The organism is Sphingomonas sp., from assembly GCF_039595165.1.
Lineage (GTDB): Bacteria > Pseudomonadota > Alphaproteobacteria > Sphingomonadales > Sphingomonadaceae > Sphingomonas.
The window spans coordinates 1-18,378 of the sequence record NZ_JBCNMA010000061.1 but is presented as its reverse complement, the minus strand read 5'-3'; the positions used below and the strand labels follow the sequence as shown (position 1 = coordinate 18,378).

Annotated in this window: 16 protein-coding genes; 5 read left to right on the top strand and 11 right to left on the bottom strand. The window is 69.2% G+C overall.

Translation table 11 applies throughout. The features are described 5' to 3' along the window. The 10 genes from ABDV68_RS11540 to ABDV68_RS11495 all read right to left on the bottom strand — a co-directional run. Positions 1-683, bottom strand: a 683-nt coding sequence (locus tag ABDV68_RS11540; protein WP_343520096.1) for a UvrD-helicase domain-containing protein, incomplete at its 3' end; no start/stop codon positions are given. Next, entirely contained in the window at positions 664-3,609 is a 2,946-nt protein-coding gene (addB, locus tag ABDV68_RS11535) for a double-strand break repair protein AddB (RefSeq protein ID WP_343520094.1), read from the bottom strand. The genes addB and ABDV68_RS11540, both read right to left, overlap by 20 nt. Then, positions 3,602-4,300, bottom strand: a complete 699-nt coding sequence (locus ABDV68_RS11530) for a nucleotidyltransferase family protein (RefSeq protein WP_343520099.1) — start codon at positions 4,298-4,300, stop codon at positions 3,602-3,604. Before ABDV68_RS11530 ends, addB begins: the two co-directional genes overlap by 8 nt. Positions 4,301-4,359: 59 nt before the next feature. Continuing rightward, positions 4,360-5,331, bottom strand: coding sequence for a phosphotransferase (locus tag ABDV68_RS11525; protein ID WP_343520098.1), 972 nt, complete (start codon positions 5,329-5,331; stop codon positions 4,360-4,362). Continuing rightward, positions 5,328-5,771: a tRNA (adenosine(37)-N6)-threonylcarbamoyltransferase complex ATPase subunit type 1 TsaE gene (gene tsaE, locus ABDV68_RS11520; protein WP_343520092.1), complete on the bottom strand. Its 444-nt coding sequence runs from the start codon at positions 5,769-5,771 to the stop codon at positions 5,328-5,330. Before tsaE ends, ABDV68_RS11525 begins: the two co-directional genes overlap by 4 nt. A gap of 97 nt (positions 5,772-5,868) precedes the next feature. Then, complete coding sequence (locus ABDV68_RS11515) at positions 5,869-8,214, bottom strand: PAS-domain containing protein (RefSeq protein ID WP_343520090.1); 2,346 nt, start codon at positions 8,212-8,214, stop codon at positions 5,869-5,871. Positions 8,215-8,400: 186 nt separating this feature from the next. Beyond that, positions 8,401-11,409, bottom strand: coding sequence for a TonB-dependent receptor (locus ABDV68_RS11510; RefSeq protein ID WP_343520089.1), 3,009 nt, complete (start codon positions 11,407-11,409; stop codon positions 8,401-8,403). A 214-nt stretch (positions 11,410-11,623) separates the two neighbouring features. After that, positions 11,624-13,030, bottom strand: a complete 1,407-nt coding sequence (gene ahcY / locus ABDV68_RS11505) for an adenosylhomocysteinase (RefSeq protein ID WP_343520087.1) — start codon at positions 13,028-13,030, stop codon at positions 11,624-11,626. Positions 13,031-13,169: 139 nt separating this feature from the next. Further along, on the bottom strand, positions 13,170-13,298 hold the full coding sequence (locus ABDV68_RS11500) for a hypothetical protein (protein WP_343520085.1): 129 nt from the start codon (positions 13,296-13,298) through the stop codon (positions 13,170-13,172). Continuing rightward, positions 13,295-13,774 carry a hypothetical protein gene (locus tag ABDV68_RS11495; RefSeq protein WP_343520084.1) on the bottom strand — a complete coding sequence of 160 codons (480 nt, stop codon included), beginning with the start codon at positions 13,772-13,774 and terminating at the stop codon, positions 13,295-13,297. Before ABDV68_RS11495 ends, ABDV68_RS11500 begins: the two co-directional genes overlap by 4 nt. Positions 13,775-13,863: 89 nt before the next feature. Between ABDV68_RS11495 and ABDV68_RS11490 the strand changes: the two genes are divergently transcribed. Continuing rightward, the gene (locus ABDV68_RS11490) at positions 13,864-14,829 is read left to right on the top strand and encodes a WYL domain-containing protein (RefSeq protein ID WP_343520083.1); all 966 of its coding nucleotides are present in this window, start codon (positions 13,864-13,866) and stop codon (positions 14,827-14,829) included. On the opposite strand, the gene ABDV68_RS11485 is transcribed toward ABDV68_RS11490, so the two are convergent. Further along, positions 14,826-15,386 carry a YqgE/AlgH family protein gene (locus ABDV68_RS11485; protein WP_343520081.1) on the bottom strand — a complete coding sequence of 187 codons (561 nt, stop codon included), beginning with the start codon at positions 15,384-15,386 and terminating at the stop codon, positions 14,826-14,828. The genes ABDV68_RS11490 and ABDV68_RS11485 overlap by 4 nt on opposite strands. Positions 15,387-15,493: 107 nt before the next feature. Between ABDV68_RS11485 and ABDV68_RS11480 the strand changes: the two genes are divergently transcribed. The 4 genes from ABDV68_RS11480 to ABDV68_RS11465 all read left to right on the top strand — a co-directional run. Beyond that, positions 15,494-15,973 (top strand): peroxiredoxin, encoded by a 480-nt coding sequence (locus ABDV68_RS11480; RefSeq protein ID WP_343520079.1) that lies wholly within the window; start codon positions 15,494-15,496, stop codon positions 15,971-15,973. 92 nt (positions 15,974-16,065) lie between these two features. Further along, positions 16,066-16,308, top strand: coding sequence for a hypothetical protein (locus ABDV68_RS11475; protein ID WP_343520078.1), 243 nt, complete (start codon positions 16,066-16,068; stop codon positions 16,306-16,308). 91 nt (positions 16,309-16,399) lie between these two features. Continuing rightward, positions 16,400-17,836 carry an AMP nucleosidase gene (locus ABDV68_RS11470; protein ID WP_343520077.1) on the top strand — a complete coding sequence of 479 codons (1,437 nt, stop codon included), beginning with the start codon at positions 16,400-16,402 and terminating at the stop codon, positions 17,834-17,836. Positions 17,837-17,907: 71 nt separating this feature from the next. Then, positions 17,908-18,378, top strand: a 471-nt coding sequence (locus ABDV68_RS11465; RefSeq protein ID WP_343520076.1) for a hypothetical protein, incomplete at its 3' end; no start/stop codon positions are given.

Sequence of the window (18,378 nt, the reverse complement as noted above, 5' to 3'; positions counted from 1 at the left end):
GCCATCGCCCGCCGCAGGAAGGGCTGCACGCCCGACGGCAGCGCCGCCATCGCGTCGGGCGCCTTGGCGCAAGCGTGCAGGAACGCCTCGGCCTTGCCCTCGCCCAGCCGCAGGCTCAGCGCGCCAACCGCCTCGATCAGCCCGTCGCGGCCTTCGCGTCCGGCATCCGCCAGCATCCCAGCCAGCGTGTCGCGCGCCAGCGCCGTCTCCTCACGCGCTTCGAGCGGCCGGAAGCCCGGCGTCAGCCCCGCCTCGATCGGGAAGCCGGAGAGCAGGGTCTGGCAGAAGCTGTGGATCGTCTGAATGCGCAGCCCCCCGCCCGGCGCGTCGAGCACCTTGGCGAACAGCGTGCGGGCGAGCGCGATCTTCGCGTCGTCGGGCGCCTCGCCCAGCGCATCGAGATCGTTGAACACCTCGATCCGCGGCGCGCGAACCCAGTGCGCCAGCCGCCCGCTGACCCGCGCCGCCATCTCGGCCGCGCCGGCCTTGGTGAAGGTGAGACACAGGATCGCGCCGGGATCGACGCCGCGCAGCAGCAGGCGGAACACCCGCGCCGCCAGCACCTGGGTCTTGCCCGTGCCGGCCGAGGCCGACAGCCACACGCTCGCCCCGGGACTCGACGCCGCGGCCTGGTTGCCCGCCAGCGGGGGCAGCGCGCCCGAGCTAGCGCCGCTCACGGCCATACCATTCGTCGCGCCGCATCAGCTGGTCGTACTCCGAATAGGGCGCATATTCGGGGTGCAGCTTGGCAGTGAACGGCGCGTCGCCGGTGAGATAGGCGCGCGCGGTCTCGGTGAAGTTCTCGGCCGCGACGGGCACGAACTCGCCCGGCACCATCCGCCCATATTTGCCGCCCGCATCCACCGGGGTCGCGACATAGCCGAACTCGCCGCCCCTGCGCGCCAGCGACCAATATTCGAAGCAGCTCGCCTTGCCCGAAATGCCGGCGAACCCGCCCCGCTCTGCGATCAGCCCGAGCAGGCCGAGCTGCAGGCTGTATCCCGCGCGCACCGCCTTGGTACTGGGCGGCTGGCCGGTCTTGTAGTCGACGATGCCGAGCGTGCCGTCGCCCATCGCGTCGATCCGGTCGAACTTGCCCTTGAGCGTCACCCCGGCGAAGTCGATCGCGCCGTCTTGCTCGACCGCGAGCACGCGCCGCTGCGGCCGCGCGGCGATCTCGCGCACGATCCAGCGTACGGCCTCGATCAACCGCGGCTGCCACAGCGCGCGCATCATCGGGTGTGCGCCGGCCAGCATGTTCAGTACGCGCGGCTCGAGCGCCTCGGGGTCGCAGCCGTCGAGCTTCGCCCATTTCTCGAGCACGTCGTGAACCGCCGTGCCGCGCCACGCCGCGCTCGGATCGGCATCGACCGGGTCGAGCTGGCGCAGCCGCAGCATGCGCTTGGCGTAGAAGGCGTAGGGATCGGCCTTGAGCCGGTCGACATCGGTCACCGGAATCGTTCGGGGGCGGATCACCGCGGGCGGGCACGGCTCGGGCCGTCCGGCAGGTTCGTGCACCCGCGGATCGTCGATCGCGCGCGTCCATGCCTCCAGCTCGGTCGCGCGCTCCAGCCCGCCCGACAGCGCCTCGAGGCGCAGCCAGAAGCGCGAGGCGATGGTCGGCGCCCCCGCATCGCGCTTCGCCCGGGTCAGCAGCACCTCGCGCGCGCCGAGCCCCATCGCCAGATCGTGTGCCGACAGCCCGATGCGCCGCTCCAGCCCCGGCAGCCCCAGCTCGGCGCGGATGCGCGGCGCGAGCCACGGGTCGGGTGCGGGCAAGCCCGGCCACACGCCTTCGTTGAGCCCACCCAGGATCACCAGGTCCGCGGTTTGCAGCCGTGCCTCGATCAGGCCGTAGATGGCGAGCCGCGGATGCCCGCCCTGCGGCGGACGTACCGCCACCTCGTCCATCAACGTGCGCAGGATCGCCGCGAGGCTTTCGGGTTCGACCAGCGCAGGTCCGTGCGCCGCCTCGCGCTCCAGCGAGTCGAACAGCGACGCGGCGGCGCGGCCGTCGGTCCGCCCCCACAGCCCATCGCCGCATAGCACCGTGGCGGTCTCGCGCAACTGCGCCAGCAACCCCGTCAGCGGCGCCGCGCCGCCGGCATAGAGCGCCTCCAGCGGCGCGAGCAGCGGCGCCACCTCGCGCCACCAGCCCAGTACCGCGCGTCGCAGATGGACGTCATGGCCTTCGGGATCGGCGAGATGCGCCTCGACCCCCGCCAGCCCCGCCGCCGGCCGCGGCCCGCGCAACGCCAGATCGAGCGCGCGCGCGCCCTCCAGCCACGCCAGCCGATCGTCGCCCGCCGCCACCAGCGGGTGCTTGAGCAGGGCCAGCAGAGCGAGCGGCGCGAACGCCTGCGCACCGGCTTCGGCCAGCGCCAGTAGCAACGTACCGGGCGGCAAGCTCGCGAGCGGCGCGCCCGCCGAATCGTCGAGCGTCAGCCCCCAGCGCGCGCAATGCGCCGCGACACGCTTCGCCAGCACGCGGTCGGGCGTCACCAGCGCCGCGGTCCGCCCTTCGTTCTCCAGCGCCTCGCGCAGTGCTAGCGCGATCGCCTGCGCCTCTTCCGCCGGAGTTGCTACCTCGATCGCGCGCACCTTGGCCAGGCGGCGGTCTTCGGCCTTGATTGCGCTCCACCCCTTGGTGAGCTCGGCGGGCATCATCGCGCTGGCGATCGCCTTGCTGCGCGCGGGCGGGGCGTCGAGCTCGGTGGCGACCCGCCATTGCTCGATCTCGCCGCGCTGGACGCCCATCCGGTCGATCAACAGCTTCAGGTGGAATTGCGGATGTGTCTCGAGCGCACGCTTGCGCCGGCCGGTTATCGGGTCGGGTTCGAACGGGCCGAGCATCGCCCATTCCTCCACAGGCATCGCAAGATCAACGCCCGGAAACACCACCATTCCGCCAGCCAGCCCCGCCACGACGCGCAACAGTCGCGCGATCGCCGGCGCCGAGGTCGTGATTCCGGCGGCACAGATGAACCGGTCGGGCGGATCGGCACGCCAGCGCGCGGCGACCCGGTCGAGCAGCCGGTTGCGGCGTTCGGCAAGGTCGATCCGCCCGAGCTTCGCAAGCTCCTGCGGCCATTTGCCGAGGACGATCTCGAACAGATCGAGCGAGTGCTGCCAGTGTTCGGACAGTTCGCCCGCCGCCACGTCGCGCATGCGGCGCGGATCGATCTCCTCGATCAGCAGCTGGTCGAGCGTCCGCCCCAGGTCGCCCGCCAGCCGCACCGCATCCGCCACATCGACCCCGGGCTGCGCGGCCTGCACCAGCCTCGCAAGGATCAGCCGCCGCTGCAGCGGGTCGACCGCCACGGGGACCGGATCGTCTTCGTCGGCGGGATCGAGAAACGGCCCCGCCGCTTCGTCGAGCTCCGGATCGCCGATCGCCACCAGCCGCGGCAGCAGCAACCCGCCTCCGCTCGCGCGCACGAACGCATCGGTGATCGCGCGCTTGGCGCGGTTGGTCGGCACCAGCACGATCCCGCGCGCGAGGCGCATCGGATCCTTGCCGAACCGGTCGATCAGGCCCTTGGCGAGTGCGTCGGCGAACGCCCGGTGCAGCGGGATGCTGAAGAGGTGGAGGCCGCGCCCCTCACCCATCCGCCAGCACAGCCTCCGTCGCCTGGATCGCGGGGGGCGAGCCGACGTCGAACCACAGCCCCTGATGCACCACGCCGTACGCGCGGCCCGCTTCGATCGCCCGCTCCCAGAACAGGTTGGTCGAGAACGGCCCTTCCGGCCAGTCGCGGATCACGCGCGGCGAGAGGATCTGCACGCCGGTATAGACGAACGGCGCGAGCCGGCCCGGCTTGCGCCGCCCCACGATCTTGCCGAACGCGTCGAGATGGAAATCGCCCTGTCCGCGATGGCAATGCGCGCGGGCGAGCGGGACGAGCAGCAGCAGCGCGTCCATCCGCTCGTCATCCCATGCCGCGGCGAGCTGGCGGATCGCGTCGATCGGGCCGTCGATCCACAGATTGTCGCTGTTGACGCACAGGAAAGGCTTCTCGCCCAGCCACTGGCGCGCCTGCACCAGCCCGCCGCCGGTCTCCATCAGCTGCCCGCGCTCATCCGAGACGATCACCTCGATGTCCTTCACGCGATGCGTGACGTGCGCCTCGAGCGCATCGGCGAGGTAATGGACGTTGACCACGGCGCGCCTGACCCCCGCGCTACGCAGCCGGTCGAAGACATGGTCGATCAGCGGCTTGCCCGCGACCTCGACCAGCGGCTTGGGCCGCGTCGCGGTGAGCGGGCGCATGCGCTTGCCGAGGCCCGCGGCCATCACCATCGCGGTTTCGGGCACCTGCGCCGCAGGCGCCGGACGCAGCGCGAGCGTCTTCTTCGCGGTCACGCGGTCACCGTCATCGGATCGCCGCGCAGCTGCGCCGGGATGTTCGCGTCGAACCACGCCGCAACCGGCGCCAGCGCCGGGTGCCTGAGGTCGCGCTCGAGATAGCCCCACACGCGCGGGCACAGGCCCGGGTAGCGCGGTTTGCCGTCGCGCTTCCACAGCCGCGTGAAGATGCCGATGATCTTCGCGTTCCGCTGCGCACCGAGCACGTGATAGGCGTCGAAGAAGCCTTCGTCCGCGCCGGTGATGCGCCGATACCGGTCGAGCAGCGCCGCCTCCAGGTCCGGATGCACGTCGCGCCGTGCGTCCTGGAGCAGCGAGACCAGGTCATAGGCCGGGTGCCCTGCCAGCGCGTCCTGGAAATCGAGCAGGCCCAACGTTTCGCTGCCCTCGATCAGCATCAGGTTCTCGGCATGATAATCACGCAGCACCGTCACCGGCGCGCCGTCCTTCGCCACCGGGCCGAGCACCGCGTCCCACGCCGCGGCATAGCCGGGCACATCGACGTCGAGACCCACCGCCGGGCAATACCATTCCGTGAGCAGCGCCGCCTCGCGCTGATAGACGTCGCGGTCATAGGGGCCGACATCCGCCGCCGCATGCTCGCGCAGCCGCACCAGCACGTCGATCGCCGCCTCGTACAGGCGCAGCTCGCTCTCGGGTGCGGCGTCGGCGGTCTCGCGCAGCCGCGCGTCGCCGAAATCCTCGATCAGTACGAGCCCGGTGGTCAGCTCCTCGCCATAGATTTGCGGCGCGGCGAACCCGCGGTCGGTCAGCCAGCGCGCGACCCGGATGAACGGGCGCGGGTCCTCGTGCGGTGGGGGCGCATCCATCAGGATCGCGCTGCGCCCCGGCGCCTGCACACGGAAATAGCGGCGGAACGACGCGTCGCCGGCGAGCGGCAGGATCTCGCCGTCTCCCCAGCCCAGCTCGTTTAGGAAATGCGGCGCCCGGGCGGGCGGATTCATGTCGGCGGCCATCGGTTCTTCCATGCCGCCGGCACCTGCGCTGTCAAGCCGCGCGCGCCGTCCGGCTCGATCGTCAGGCTGAGCCACAGCGCATCGCGCCACGCCGAAGCGGGCAAACGCTCGGGCCACTCGACCACCAGCAGCGAATCGCAGCGGGCATCGTCGAGGCCGAGCTCGTCCACCTCGCCAGGATCCTCGATCCGGTAGAGATCGACGTGCAGCACCGGGAAGTGCACCTCGGGTGGATCATAAGGCTGGACGATCGCGAAGCTCGGGCTCGGCGCCTCCTCCTCCAGCCCCAGTGCAGCGAGAAGTCCGCGCGCGATGCTCGTCTTGCCCGCGCCGAGTTGCCCCGACAGCGCGATCACGTCGCCCGGCCGCGCCACCGCTGCCAGCCGCGCGCCAAGCGCCTCACTCGCCGCCGCATCCGCCAGCCGCATCACGAGCTCCACCGTTCGTGCCGGGCGAAGTCGAGGCACATTGAGGTCCGGGCATAGCTTCTCGACTTCGCTCGAAGCGAACGGGCTGGGGCGCGCATCATCCGCGCGGCAGCTCGACGATCACCATCGTCCCCTGCCCCGGTTCGGAGACCAGCTCGATCGTCCCGCCATGCGCCTCGACGAACTGCTTGGCGAGCGGCAGCCCGAGTCCGAGCGCGCGGTCGCCGCTGCGGCTGATCCCGGGCTGCGCGAACCGCTCGAACGCCTTCGCCGCCAGCCCTTTGGCCATGCCCGGGCCATCGTCCGACACGACGATCCGCGCGCCCTGCAGCGTACCGTCGATATGCAGCAGCACGCGCCCCGTCTCGGGCGTCCCCGCCACCGCATGGCGCAACAGGTGCTCGATCGTCTGGCGGATGCGCCGCGCATCGCCCTGCACCGTGCCCGCACTGCCCAGGATCTCGACCGCCAGGTCGATCCGCTTGGCCTGCGCCGCCGGCGCCACCGCTTCGGCCGCCGCGCCCGCTGCGAGCTCGAGGTCGACCGCGCCCTGCGCCGGCACCCCGTCCTCGCGGGTCAGATCGAGCACGTCGTCGATCAGGTCGCCGAGCCGCGCGACCGAATCCAGGATCGCCTCGCTATATTCGACGCCGCTCGGCGACAGCTCGCCGGCATAGCCGCCGCGCAGCATCTCGGCGAAGCCCTGGATAGAAGTCAGCGGCGTGCGCAGCTCGTAGCTCATATTGGCGACGAACGCGGTCTTCACGCGGTCCGCCGCCTCCAGCGCCTCGTTGCGCTCGCGCAGCACATTCTCGACTCGGCGACGGTCGGAGATGTCGAGCATCGTGAACAGCGCGTTGCCGTCGGGCAGCGGCACCGCCGCGACCTCGAAGAAGCGCCCGTCGCTGAACTCGATCGTCGCGCCGCGCTGCTGGCGCTCGACCGCGGCGGCGCGGATCAGCTCGGCGATCAGCGCCGCGCGGCCCGGATTGGCGAGCCGGTTGCCCGCCACCTTGGCCAGCGCATCGACGCGCGGATGCGTGGTGACGAAGGTCTCGTCGAACCCCCAGAGCTGCCGGAAGCGGTTGTTCCACAGTTGCAGCCGCCCGTCCGCCGCGAACACGCCCAGCGCCTCGAACAGGTTGTCGAAGGTCGCGGTACGCACGCGCAGCAGTGTGTCGCGCGCGCTGGCGAGCTGCACCTGCTCGGTCAAATCCTCGAAGATCACCAGCAACCCGCCTTCGGGAAGCGGCTGCGCGACGACGCGCAGGTGCGTGCCGCCGGGCAGCGTCCAGTTCTCCTCACGCGCCGCGTCCGCCGCGACGAACCAGTCGCGCCGCTCGGCCTTCCAGCCCGGAAAGTCGCGCACCACGGGCAGACGGTTGGCCTCGCGCATGCGCTCGAGCACGCGCTCGAACTCAGGTGCGTCGGCGAGCCATTCGTTGCGCAGCGCGAACATGCGGCGGAACGGCTGGTTGCAGAAGACCAGGCTGCGGTCCGCGCCGAATTGCGCAACGCCCGACGACATGCGGTCGAACATCTCGCGCCGCGCCTCGTCGGCGAGCTTGATCCCGGTACGCGCGCGCTCGAGCTCCTCGACATCGACCGCGAAGCCCGCCACGCCGCCGGTCGGCAGCGGCACGTCGTGGATGTGCAGCATCCGCCGCGCGCCGCCGATCGTCGCGGGGAGCTTGACCATCTTCGGCCGCCCGGCGTCGCGCGCCGAGCCGGCGCTGGCGAGCGGCCCTCCGGGCGCGGAGGCGTCGACCAGTTCGACCCCCGCGCGCACCACCGCCTCGGCATCCTTGCCGTTGACCGCGGCGACATAGGCGTTGTTGACCATCGCCAGCTTGAGCTCGCGGTCGCGATACCACATCGGCATCGGCGCCGACTGGATGAGGCCGGTCAGCGCCTCGAACGCTTCGCGGTAGCGCGCCGCTTCGGTCGACAGTCGAGCCACTTCCTCCTGCGCCTCGGTGGCATCGAACACCCACAGCACCACCCCGCCCGGCGCGCGCACCGCGTCGGGCGCGCGCTGGCCGATCATCAGCAGGGTGCGCGACGATCCGCGCGCCCGCACCGTCGCGCGGAACGGGCGCGCCGCCTTCTGCGCGGCGGCGATGTCGCGCTCGAGCGCCGCCGCCTCGCTCGCGTCGAACACCGCTTCGTTGCCGACGATTTCGCTGAGATGGCCCGGAACCGCCTCGAGCCCGAGCAGGTCGGCGAGCTTGTCGCTCAGCTCCACCCGGCCATCGGCGCGCACCACCATCGCCTGCGCCGGCCCGATCTCGGCGAGCGCATCGGCGCGCCGGTGCGCGTCGAGCAGGGCCGTCGCCCGCGCCCGCGCGCGCAGCCCCACGAACAGCATGAAGCCGCCAAGCGCGGTCAACAGCGCCAGCACGGCGCCGGCCGTCACCGCTGCTGCGTTGGAAATCTCGATCACCGTGGCGCGCCGCTCTTCATCTTCCGGCTCTTAAGCCAAGCTTTCACCGGCGCAAAGCCGCCGAACCGATGTGACGCGACGAGCGCGCCCCGGCATGCGCTCGACCCCATTTCGACCGCGCGCCGCGCACCAAAAAAGGGGCCGGAACGATGTCCGGCCCCCTAAATGGCTCGCGTGTCTTCGACCTTAGAACACCTTGGCCTTGAAGCCAGCATAGAGATACCGGCCGACCGAGCTGACCGGATAGTTCGGCAGGCCCCAGTCGGGCTTGCTGTCGAACAGGTTGTTCGCACCGGCGTAGAAAGTGAAGTTCTCGCCGGCATTGACCGACAGCTGCAGCTGATGCTCCCAGCGCGGCTTGATGTACATGAACTCGGCCGAGGTGATGTCGGGATCGGCCTCGACCTGCTCACGCGAATAGCGCAGCGTCTTCGAGAAATAGTTGATCCCGTAGTTCAGGCTGAAATTGTCATAGGTCCAGGTCAGGTCGGCCGTCCCGCTGAACTTCGGCGCACGCGCGCCGGACTCCAGGCGGTCGTCGTCGACCTCGGCGCCCGGGGTCGGTACGAACTGCAGCTTGTGCAGATAGTTCGCGGCGACCCGCAGGTTGAAGGTACCGAACGAACCCGGCGTGACGCGATAGTTCATCACGACATCCAGGCCTTCCGTGTCGAAGCTGGCGACGTTGGCCGGCTGGACCAGGAAGTTCGAGATATAGCCGGTGGTCGGATCGCGGCTCAGATTGGCGCAATAGACATTGTCGATCGTCGGCTGGTCGACGCACAGCTCGGCCAGTTCCTGCGCACTCGGCGTGTTGATCGCCTGGCGGATGCGGATGTCGTACCAGTCGGCGGCGATCTGGAGGCCCGGGATAAAGCGCGGCCGCAGGACGACACCGGCGGTCCAGGTCCGCGCCGACTCTTCCTGCAGCTCGCGGTTGCCGCCGGCGCGGCCGAGCAGGCTGGTATTCTCCGGCGAAATCGCGTCACCGGCCGGGTCAAAGGTCGTCGGGTCGATCCCCAGTGCGCCCAGGACCGCGTTGCAGTTGGCCTGACGCGTCGCGGTGCCGTCGGTGATGCGATCGATGCCGCACGGATCGGGGATGAACTGATAGGTGCCCGACGGCGCGCTAAACAGCTCGCCCAGATTCGGCGCGCGCACCGCTTGGCCCAGCGTCCCGCGGAAGGTGATGTCGCGCACCGGCGAGTAGACCCCGTTGACGCTCCACGTCGTGGTGTTGCCGATCGTCGAATAGTCGGAGAAGCGCACCGCGCCGCCGATCGAGAGGATGTGCGCGAACGGCAAGTCGCGCAGGATCGGCACGTCGACCTCGCCGAACACTTCCTTGACGTCGAACTTGCCGCTGTCGTGGAACGCTTGCGAGCTATCGAGCAACAGGCCGGCCTCGGTCCAGTCCGACGGATCGAACTCGGTGCTCTCGCTGCGATACTCGGCGCCCACCGCGAAGGCAATGGGGCCGCCCGGCAGCTTGAAGAACGACCCGGTGTCGCCGCGGATCGAGCCGGACACGACATGCTGGCGAATATTCACCCGCTCGAGGTCATCGACGAACACGAAGTCGAGCGCAGCCTGGCTCGGCGAGCCCGAGCCGAAGATGTTAAGCGGCACGCACTCGCCGGGACGGAAGGTCACCGCGGCGCCTTCGTAATTGCCCGTGACCGGGTTGAAGGTGCCGTATTGCTGAGTCGCGATATAGCCGAAATTCTTGATCAGCGTCTCGCCGGGCCGGTTGATGCGGCACGTGACGCCGCCGGCGCCGTCGCTCACCGCGTCGATCGCGGCATAATAGCGGTCGCGCACGCGCGACTGCGACGAAGCCTCGGTCTTGGTCTGCCCATAGGTGTAGGACAGCTCGTAGCTCAGATTTCCGCCGATCTTGCCGTCGGCGCCGATCACCGAGCGGATCGTTTCGCGATCGGCCTTGGCGCGGCGGATACCGAAATCGAGATGGTCGCGGCCGAGCAGCAGGGCATCGCCGACGACCGCGCTGCCGAAGCGCTGGTTCAGATAGGCATTGTCGCCATAGATCTGCACATAGAGGTCATAGACCGGCTGCGACAGGGTCGAAGCCTTCGACCGAGCATACTTGCCCTGCGCGAACAGGCGTAGCGCCGGGCTCACCTCGAAGCTGGCGAGCAGGTTCGCGACGTGGCGCTCGCTCTCGGGGTTGGTGTCGCCGAAATAGATTTCCTGCAGAGTCGAATCGCCGCCGATCGTGAACGGCTCGTTCTGGACATAGGTGCCCGGGTCATAGACCTTGCCCTCGCCGGTGAAGTCGGGGACGAAGTCATAGTCGAGATCGAACGCGCCGCCCGGCGAGGTATCCGCCCAGCGCAGGCCGACGAGCGGCAGATAGTCGGGCGTGTTGGGATCGGCGTCGAAGGGATCGTCCTGGTTCGCGACGAAGCGATAGGTCGGGCCGCTGCGGCCATAGTTCAGGCGCTGCAGCTGGCTCAGGCGATCGTCCTTTGAATATTCATAGGCGAGCGTGACGTTGCCGCGGCCTTCCGCGAAATTCTTGCCCGCCGTGACGCCGATATAACGATTGCCCGCGTCGCCGCGCTCGGAAATCCCGGCCTGGCCACGCAGCCGTAGGCCTTCGAAGTCGCGCTTCATGATGAAGTTGACGACACCCGACACGCCATCCGCGCCATAGACCGCCGAGGCACCACCGGTGAGCACGTCGACGCGCTGGATCAGGTCGAGCGGGATCGTGTTGATGTCGACGGCAGCGCTGCCCGGAACGCCCGCGACATGCCGGCGGCCGTCGACCAGCACCAGCGTGCGGTTGGTGCCGAGGTTGCGCAGGTCGAGATAGTTGCCGCCGACCGTCGAGGCCGCGCCGGCGTTGGAACCAGCATTATCCGAGCTCAGGCTCGAGCCGAGCAGCGCTGGCGAGTTCGACAGGAACTGCGTGAGGTTGGTCTCGCCCGACTGCTCGATTGTCTCGGCGTCATAGGCCTGGATCGGGTTCGGCGTCGCGAACTCCGGGCGCTGGATGCGCGAGCCGGTGATGATGACCGTGTCGCCGCTATCCACTTGGTCGGCGGCGGGCGCCTCCTCCTGCGGGGGCGTTTCCTGCGCGAAAGCGGGGGCCGCGCCGGCGAGCGCGATTGCGGTGAACGAAGCTGCGAGGCGGAATCCCGCCTTACGGGAAGCAAGGAGTGAACGCATACCTAATCCCTTTTGATTACCCTCGAACGACACCGATGCGCCCTGCCGGTTGCATCCTGCAACCCTCTGTGCCGGTTTTCCGACGGGGTGTTGCGCCGGAGTCACACGTGCCCGATGAGGGTTCCGAAAGCGTAAACGGCCGGAATCGGAAGGGGCGCGTCCGTTGCCGGACGCGCCCCTTTTCGACAGTCGCACTTTGTCGGCGGCGCCCTGATCAGTAGCGATAGTGATCCGGCTTGAACGGCCCCTCGACCGGCACGCCGATATAGTCGGCCTGCTGCTGGCTGAGCTTGCTGAGCTTCACTCCGAGCTTCTCGAGGTGCAGCGCCGCGACCTTCTCGTCGAGGTGCTTGGGCAGGACATAGACTTCGTTCTTGTACTGGTCCGCCTTGGTCCACAGCTCGATCTGCGCCAGCACCTGGTTGGTGAAGCTCGACGACATCACGAACGACGGGTGGCCGGTCGCGTTGCCGAGGTTGACCAGGCGGCCCTTGGACAGGATGATGATCTGCTTGCCGTCGGGGAACTCGACCAGGTCGACCTGCGGCTTGACCTCGGTCCACTTCATGTTGGCGAGGCCGGCGATCTGGATCTCGCTGTCGAAGTGGCCAATGTTGCACACGATCGCCATCGGCTTCATCGCGCGCATGTGATCGACGGTGATGACGTCGGCGTTGCCGGTCGCGGTGACGAAGATGTCGGCGCGGGTCGCCGCCTCTTCCATCGTCACGACCTCATAGCCTTCCATCGCCGCCTGCAGCGCGCAGATCGGGTCGATCTCGGTGACCAGCACGCGCGCGCCGCCGTTGCGCAGCGACGCCGCCGAGCCCTTGCCGACATCGCCGAAGCCCGCAACGACCGCGATCTTGCCGGCGAGCATCACGTCGGTGCCGCGGCGGATCGCGTCGACGAGGCTTTCCTTGCAGCCATAGAGGTTGTCGAACTTCGACTTGGTGACGCTGTCGTTGACGTTGATCGCCGGGAACGGGAGCTTGCCCTTCTTGGCCAGCTCGTACAGGCGGTGGACGCCGGTGGTGGTCTCTTCCGACACGCCCTTGATCGTCTCGACGGTCTTGGTGAGATAGCCCGGACGCTCGGCCAGGAAGCGCTTGAGCGTCGCGACGAAGATCTCCTCTTCCTCGTTCGACGGGGTGAACAGTTCCTCACCCGCCTCGACGCGCGCGCCCCACAGCGCGAACATGGTGGCGTCGCCGCCATCGTCGAGGATCATGTTGCAGACCGTGTCGCTGCCCCAGTCGAAGATGCGGACGACATAGTCCCAATATTCCTCGAGCGTCTCGCCCTTGACCGCGAACACCGGGATGCCGCGCGCGGCGATCGCGGCGGCGGCATGGTCCTGTGTCGAGAAGATGTTGCACGAGGCCCAGCGGATCTCGGCGCCGAGCTCGGCCAGCGTCTCGATCAGCACCGCGGTCTGGATCGTCATGTGCAGCGAGCCGGTGATGCGCGCGCCCTTGAGCGGCTTGCTCGCGCCGAACTCGGAACGCAGCGCCATCAGGCCGGGCATCTCGGTTTCGGCGATGTTGATCTCGGCGCGGCCGAAATCGGCGAGCGAGATGTCCTTGACGACGTAATCGGTCTTTTCGAGCACGGTTGCCACGCTGCTTCTCCGTTTGTGTAGCGTCGCGCCGGGACCCCGGCGGCATGGCCGCGCCCCTAGCGAATAAGCCGCGCCGGCGCAAACGAAACATAAAGATATCTTTATATGCCGCCCACACCGGTCGGCGCGCCGTGCTCGTTCACCGCGAAACGCGAGTGAAATCCATGTGCCAGTTGCTCTCCCAGGTCTTGCCGCCGTCGGTGGAAAAAGCCTGTTCCCAATGCGCCGAGGCCGCGGTGATCGCCGACCAGCGGAACATCACGGTCACCGGCGTGCCCTCGTGCTCGTCCTCGCCGATGAAGGTGCCGACGCCGTTCCTGAACTCGCCCCACACCGGCGCTCCATCCGGGCATAGCGGGAATCGATCCACCAGATGCCCCATTGGCGACGCTCCGGGCTGTAGCAACGCACGCCGACGCCGTGATAATCGCCGGCGGGCAGCTCGATCACATTGTCGTCGACATTCGCCGCGCCGCCCATCAGCGGCCAGTTGACGCAAGTGCCGTCGAATTCCTGCCATTCGGTGCTGCCGGTCAGCCGCGACCTGAGGCGGCGATGGCGAACCTTCCAGCTTCCGGCAAGCCAGGCCCAGTCATTGCCGGTCCCGTCTCGGTCGGCGGCCTCGGGCGCCCCGCCCAGCGGCGCAGCAAAGGCGGCCGATCCGGACATCGCGCCGGCCGCGGCGATCGTGCCGAGCGCTGTGACGATCGCGCTCCGGCGGGTTGCGAGCTGGGGTATGTGCATGACGACGATCTCCTTCGGTCTGAACGAGAATCACCACTAGGCGCCTAAAGCTGACACCTTTTGTCAGCTTTTAATGCTAGAGCATGAAAATGCGTGCGAGCCGCCTCGTTTCGATCCTTCTTCTGCTTCAGGCGCGCGGACGCACGACCGCACAGGCGCTGGCGGACGAGTTCGAGGTGTCGGTGCGCACCATCTATCGCGACATCGACGATTTGAGCGCGTCCGGCGTGCCGGTCTATGCCGATCGCGGCCGCGACGGCGGCTTCCAGCTGCTCGAAGGCTATACGACGCGGCTGACCGGCATGACGCCCGCCGAGGCGGAATCATTGTTCCTCTCGGGCCTGGAAGGCCCGGCCGCCGAGCTCGGCCTCGGCGCCTCCACCGCCGCAGCTCGCCGCAAGCTGCTCGCCGCACTCCCGGCCGCGCGACGCGAGGATGCCTCGCGCGTCGCTGCCCGATTTCATCTCGATCCGATCGACTGGTTCCGCGCGGCGAGCGACCTCGCCTTCCTGCCTCAGCTCGCCGCTGCGGTCTGGGGTGCCACGCGGATCCGCGTCCGCTACGAAAGCTGGGAGGCCGTCGCCGACCGCACGCTCGCCCCGCTCGGCCTCGTGCTCAAGGGCGGCATCTGGTACCTCGTCGCGATCGGCAGCTCGGTGCCGCGCACCTACCGGGTCGACGCGATCCGCGCACTCGAAGCGACCGGCGAGACGTTCGAGCGCCCGGCGGACTTCGACCTCGCCACGCACTGGGCCGCGAGCGTCCATGCGTTCGAGGCGGGTCTCTATCGCGGCATCGCTCGAGTTCGGCTGTCGCCACTGGGCCTGACCCGGCTTCCGGTACTTGCGGCAGCGGCGATCGCGATGGCGCGGCGGACCGCCTCCGCGCCCGATGCCGCGGGATGGGTGAGCGCGGACATCCCGATCGAGTCGATCGATCACGCCGCGCGCGAGCTGCTCAAGCTCGGCGCCGAGGTCGAGGTGCTCGAGCCCGCCGGGTTGCGCGACGCCATGCGCGGCATCGCCCGCGCGCTGGCCGCCCGTTACGCCAGCTAGGCGGTGCCCGTGCTCGCGGCGAGCAGGCGCGGGTCGATCCCCAAGCGCTCGAACCCCTGCTCCCAGCGCCGATGCACGTCGACCTCGTAGATCAGGTCGAGCGCGCCGGGCACGTTGAACCAGCCGTGGCGCGTCATCTCCTCGTCGAGCTGGCCTTCGCCCCAGCCGGCATAGCCGAGGGCGACCAGCCAGCGCGACGGCCCAGCCCCCTCGGCGATCGCGCGAAGCACGTCGATCGTCCCCGACAGCGCCCAGCGCCCGGCAACCTCGATCGTGTCCTGCCCGCCCCAGTCGGTCGAATGCAGCACGAAGCCGCGGCGCGGCTCAACCGGTCCGCCGAAATGGACCGGCGCGTCGGGCGCATCGCCCGGGTCGATCTCGAATTGCTGCAACAGCTCGTGCAGCCCGAGCCCGGCGATCGTCGCCCCGACGCCGATGCCGAGCGCGCCATTCTCGTCATGCGCGCACATCGCGATCACCGCGCGCTCGAACCGCGGGTCGCCGATCCCCGGCAGGGCGAGCAGGATCTGTCCGGTGAGAAAGGTGGAAGCTTCCATGCCCGCTCAAACATATCGGCAGCCGATCGGCTCCGCCATGCTTGAAAAAGCCGTGCCACGTGCCAAGTGAGGCGCGGCCGCATCCCGCGGCCCGAGAGGAGACCAGCATGACCATCCAGATCGGCGATCGCGTGCCCAGCGCGACCTTCGTCAAAGCCACCGAGAATGGCCCCGAGCAGGTCAGCTCGGACGAGTTCTTCGCGGGCCGCAAGATCGCGCTCTTCTCGGTGCCCGGCGCCTTCACCCCGACTTGCTCGGCGCGCCACCTGCCCGGCTATGTCGAGAAGGCAAGCGAGCTCAAGGCCAAGGGCATCGACGAGATCGCCTGCACCGCGGTCAACGACGCGTTCGTGATGGGCGCCTGGGGCAAAAGCGCCGACGCGGGTGACGTCACCATGCTCGCCGACGGCAATGGCGAATTCGCCAAGGCGGTCGGGCTCGAGATGGACGGCAGCAAGTTCGGCCTGGGCCGGCGCGGCCAGCGTTACTCGATGCTCGTCAACGACGGCGTGGTCGAGCAGCTCAACGTCGAGGCCCCGGGCGAGTTCAAGGTGAGCTCGGCGGAGCATCTGCTCGAGCAGCTCTGACGCCTGACCGTTTCGCATGCGCGCCGGTTCGCCGCCCACAGCGGGAACCGGCGCGCGTGCAAGCGGTTCTTTGCGGGGAAGGGAGACGCCAGATGAAGGACAAGACCACCCCCGACACGGCGCCGCAGCCCGCGGCCGAGGATTCGCTGTTGGACCGCACCCGGGATGCCCTTGCCGACGCGCGCGACGCGGTGAGCGAAGCCGTGAGCAGCGCCCTCGACGCCGCCAAGAAGCGCCCCGCAACGACCGCCGCGGTCGCTGCCGGCGCCGCCGCCGCAGTTGCCGGCGCCGCCTATGGCATCAGCAAGCTGCGCGAAAAGGAAACCGCCGAGTAATCGGCAAGACGCGCGGGCATTCGGCTCGCGCGTCACATTTCCGGCGCGGGCCGGTCTTGCCAATGTCATTTTCACGCCTTAGCCGTGGAAGATGACAACAGCAGAAAACATCGTCGCCGAACTGGATCGGCTCTACACCGCGTCCGTCACGCGCCTCAAGGACGCGCTCGACCTCTATCTCACCAAGGGTATCGCGCCCGACCCCGCGCATCGCAAGGACGGCAGCTTCGCCTATCCCGAGATCCGCCTCGCCTATCGCGACGCGGTCGACCGCCCTACCCCCGCCCGTTCCTTCGGCCGCCTCGTCACGCCCGGCGACTATGCCATCAGCGTCACCAAGCCCGCGATGTTCGCCGACTATCTCGTCGAGCAGCTGACCCTGCTGATCGAGGATTACGACGTCGAGGTCAGCGCGGTCCCGGGGCGGCAAGAGATCCCTTTCCCCTATGTCCTCGATCCCGGCCATGCGCTGCGGCTCGACGAGGTCTCGGCGCTCGAGCTCGCACGCCATTTCCCTGCAACCGAGCTCGCGCATATCGGCGACGAGATCGCCGACGGCACCTGGATCAGCCTCGATCAGACGCGCCCGCTCGCGCTGTTCGACGGCCTGCGCACCGATTTCAGCCTCGCCCGCCTGCGCCACTATACCGGCACGCCGTCCGAGCACACGCAGCAATACATCCTGTTCACCAACTACCATCGCTATGTCGACGAATTCGTGCGCTGGTCGTGCGCGCAGCTCGGCCCCGACAGCCGCTTCACCGGCGTCTCCGGCCCCGGCGGCATCGTGATCAAGGCGGGCGACGATCCCGATACCCTGCTCACCGACGGAGCATGGCGGCGGCACCAGATGCCGGCCTGGCATTTGATGGCCGCCGACGGCACCGGCATCACCTTGGTCAATATCGGCGTCGGTCCGTCCAACGCCAAGACGATCACCGATCACTTGGCGGTTCTCAGGCCGGAGGCGTGGATGATGATTGGTCATTGCGGTGGTCTCCGTCCGAGCCAGCGGATCGGGGATTATGTCCTCGCCCATGCCTATCTGCGCGACGATCATGTGCTCGACGACGTGCTCCCGCCCGAAATCCCCGTCCCCGCGATCGCCGAGGTGCAGCAGGCGCTCGCCCGCGCCGCGGAGACCGTCTCGGGCCAGTCGGGCGAGGAGCTCAAGCGTCGCCTGCGCACCGGCACGATCGTCACCACCGACGACCGCAACTGGGAGCTCAGGTTCTCGCGCTCGGCGCTGCGCTTCTCGCTCAGCCGCGCGGTCGGCGTCGACATGGAGAGCGCGACGCTCGCGGCGCAGGGCTATCGCTTCCGCGTTCCCTACGGCACCTTGCTGTGCGTTTCGGACAAGCCGCTGCACGGCGAGCTCAAGCTTCCCGGCCAGGCCAACCGCTTCTACGAGCGCGCCATCGCCGAGCATCTCAAGATCGGGATCGAGGCGTGCGAGCAGCTTCGCCGCGAGGGCGCCAAGCTCCACTCGCGCAAGCTCCGCGCGTTCAACGAACCGCCATTCCGCTGAGCTTGCGCATTGACCGTGGAAACCGAATTGCGTCAGGGTGGTTACAGCCACGAAACCACTGGAGTATCGTGATGGCCAAGGCCCCGACCACGCCGAAAACCGCCGCCGCCGGCGCCCCCGCCACCGAGGGCGCGGCCACAAAGAAACCCGCCGCCAAGAAGGCACCGGCGAAGAAGGCCGCGGCCAAGCCGAAGACCGCCAAGCCCGCCGCCGCGTCCAAGGTGGAGACGGCGGCGCCCGCGACAGCGGCCGCGCCCGCCAAGGCCCCGGCCAAGCCAGCCGACAAGAAGGCGCCCCCGCCGCGCCGTGCTGCCGCCGCGCGCAAGCCGGCCGCCACGGCCAAGCCGCGCGCCGCCGCCAAGTCCGGCACCAGCGGCCCCCGCGCCGCAGCCAAGGCGGCCGCCGCCAGGGTCGGCGCCGCCGCGCAATCGGCCGCGCAGACCGTCAGCGACTCCGCCCCCGGCCAGTTCGTCGCCGAGAAGCGCGAGCAGATGGGCGACCGCAATTTCTTCGCCACGGTGATCGGCGGCGTCGCCGCGCTT

Excerpts from the sequence above, each read along its gene's own strand:
- ABDV68_RS11490 (WP_343520083.1), top strand. The coding sequence starts at position 13,864 with ATGCGTGCGAGCCGCCTCGTTTCGATCCTTCTTCTGCTTCAGGCGCGC.
- ABDV68_RS11485 (WP_343520081.1), bottom strand. The coding sequence starts at position 15,386 with ATGGAAGCTTCCACCTTTCTCACCGGACAGATCCTGCTCGCCCTGCCG.
- ABDV68_RS11475 (WP_343520078.1), top strand. The coding sequence starts at position 16,066 with ATGAAGGACAAGACCACCCCCGACACGGCGCCGCAGCCCGCGGCCGAG.
- addB (WP_343520094.1), bottom strand. The coding sequence starts at position 3,609 with ATGGGTGAGGGGCGCGGCCTCCACCTCTTCAGCATCCCGCTGCACCGG.
- ABDV68_RS11480 (WP_343520079.1), top strand. The coding sequence starts at position 15,494 with ATGACCATCCAGATCGGCGATCGCGTGCCCAGCGCGACCTTCGTCAAA.
- ABDV68_RS11470 (WP_343520077.1), top strand. The coding sequence starts at position 16,400 with ATGACAACAGCAGAAAACATCGTCGCCGAACTGGATCGGCTCTACACC.
- ABDV68_RS11495 (WP_343520084.1), bottom strand. The coding sequence starts at position 13,774 with ATGCACATACCCCAGCTCGCAACCCGCCGGAGCGCGATCGTCACAGCG.
- ABDV68_RS11510 (WP_343520089.1), bottom strand. The coding sequence starts at position 11,409 with ATGCGTTCACTCCTTGCTTCCCGTAAGGCGGGATTCCGCCTCGCAGCT.
- tsaE (WP_343520092.1), bottom strand. The coding sequence starts at position 5,771 with ATGCGGCTGGCGGATGCGGCGGCGAGTGAGGCGCTTGGCGCGCGGCTG.
- ABDV68_RS11530 (WP_343520099.1), bottom strand. The coding sequence starts at position 4,300 with ATGGTGATGGCCGCGGGCCTCGGCAAGCGCATGCGCCCGCTCACCGCG.
- ABDV68_RS11525 (WP_343520098.1), bottom strand. The coding sequence starts at position 5,331 with ATGAATCCGCCCGCCCGGGCGCCGCATTTCCTAAACGAGCTGGGCTGG.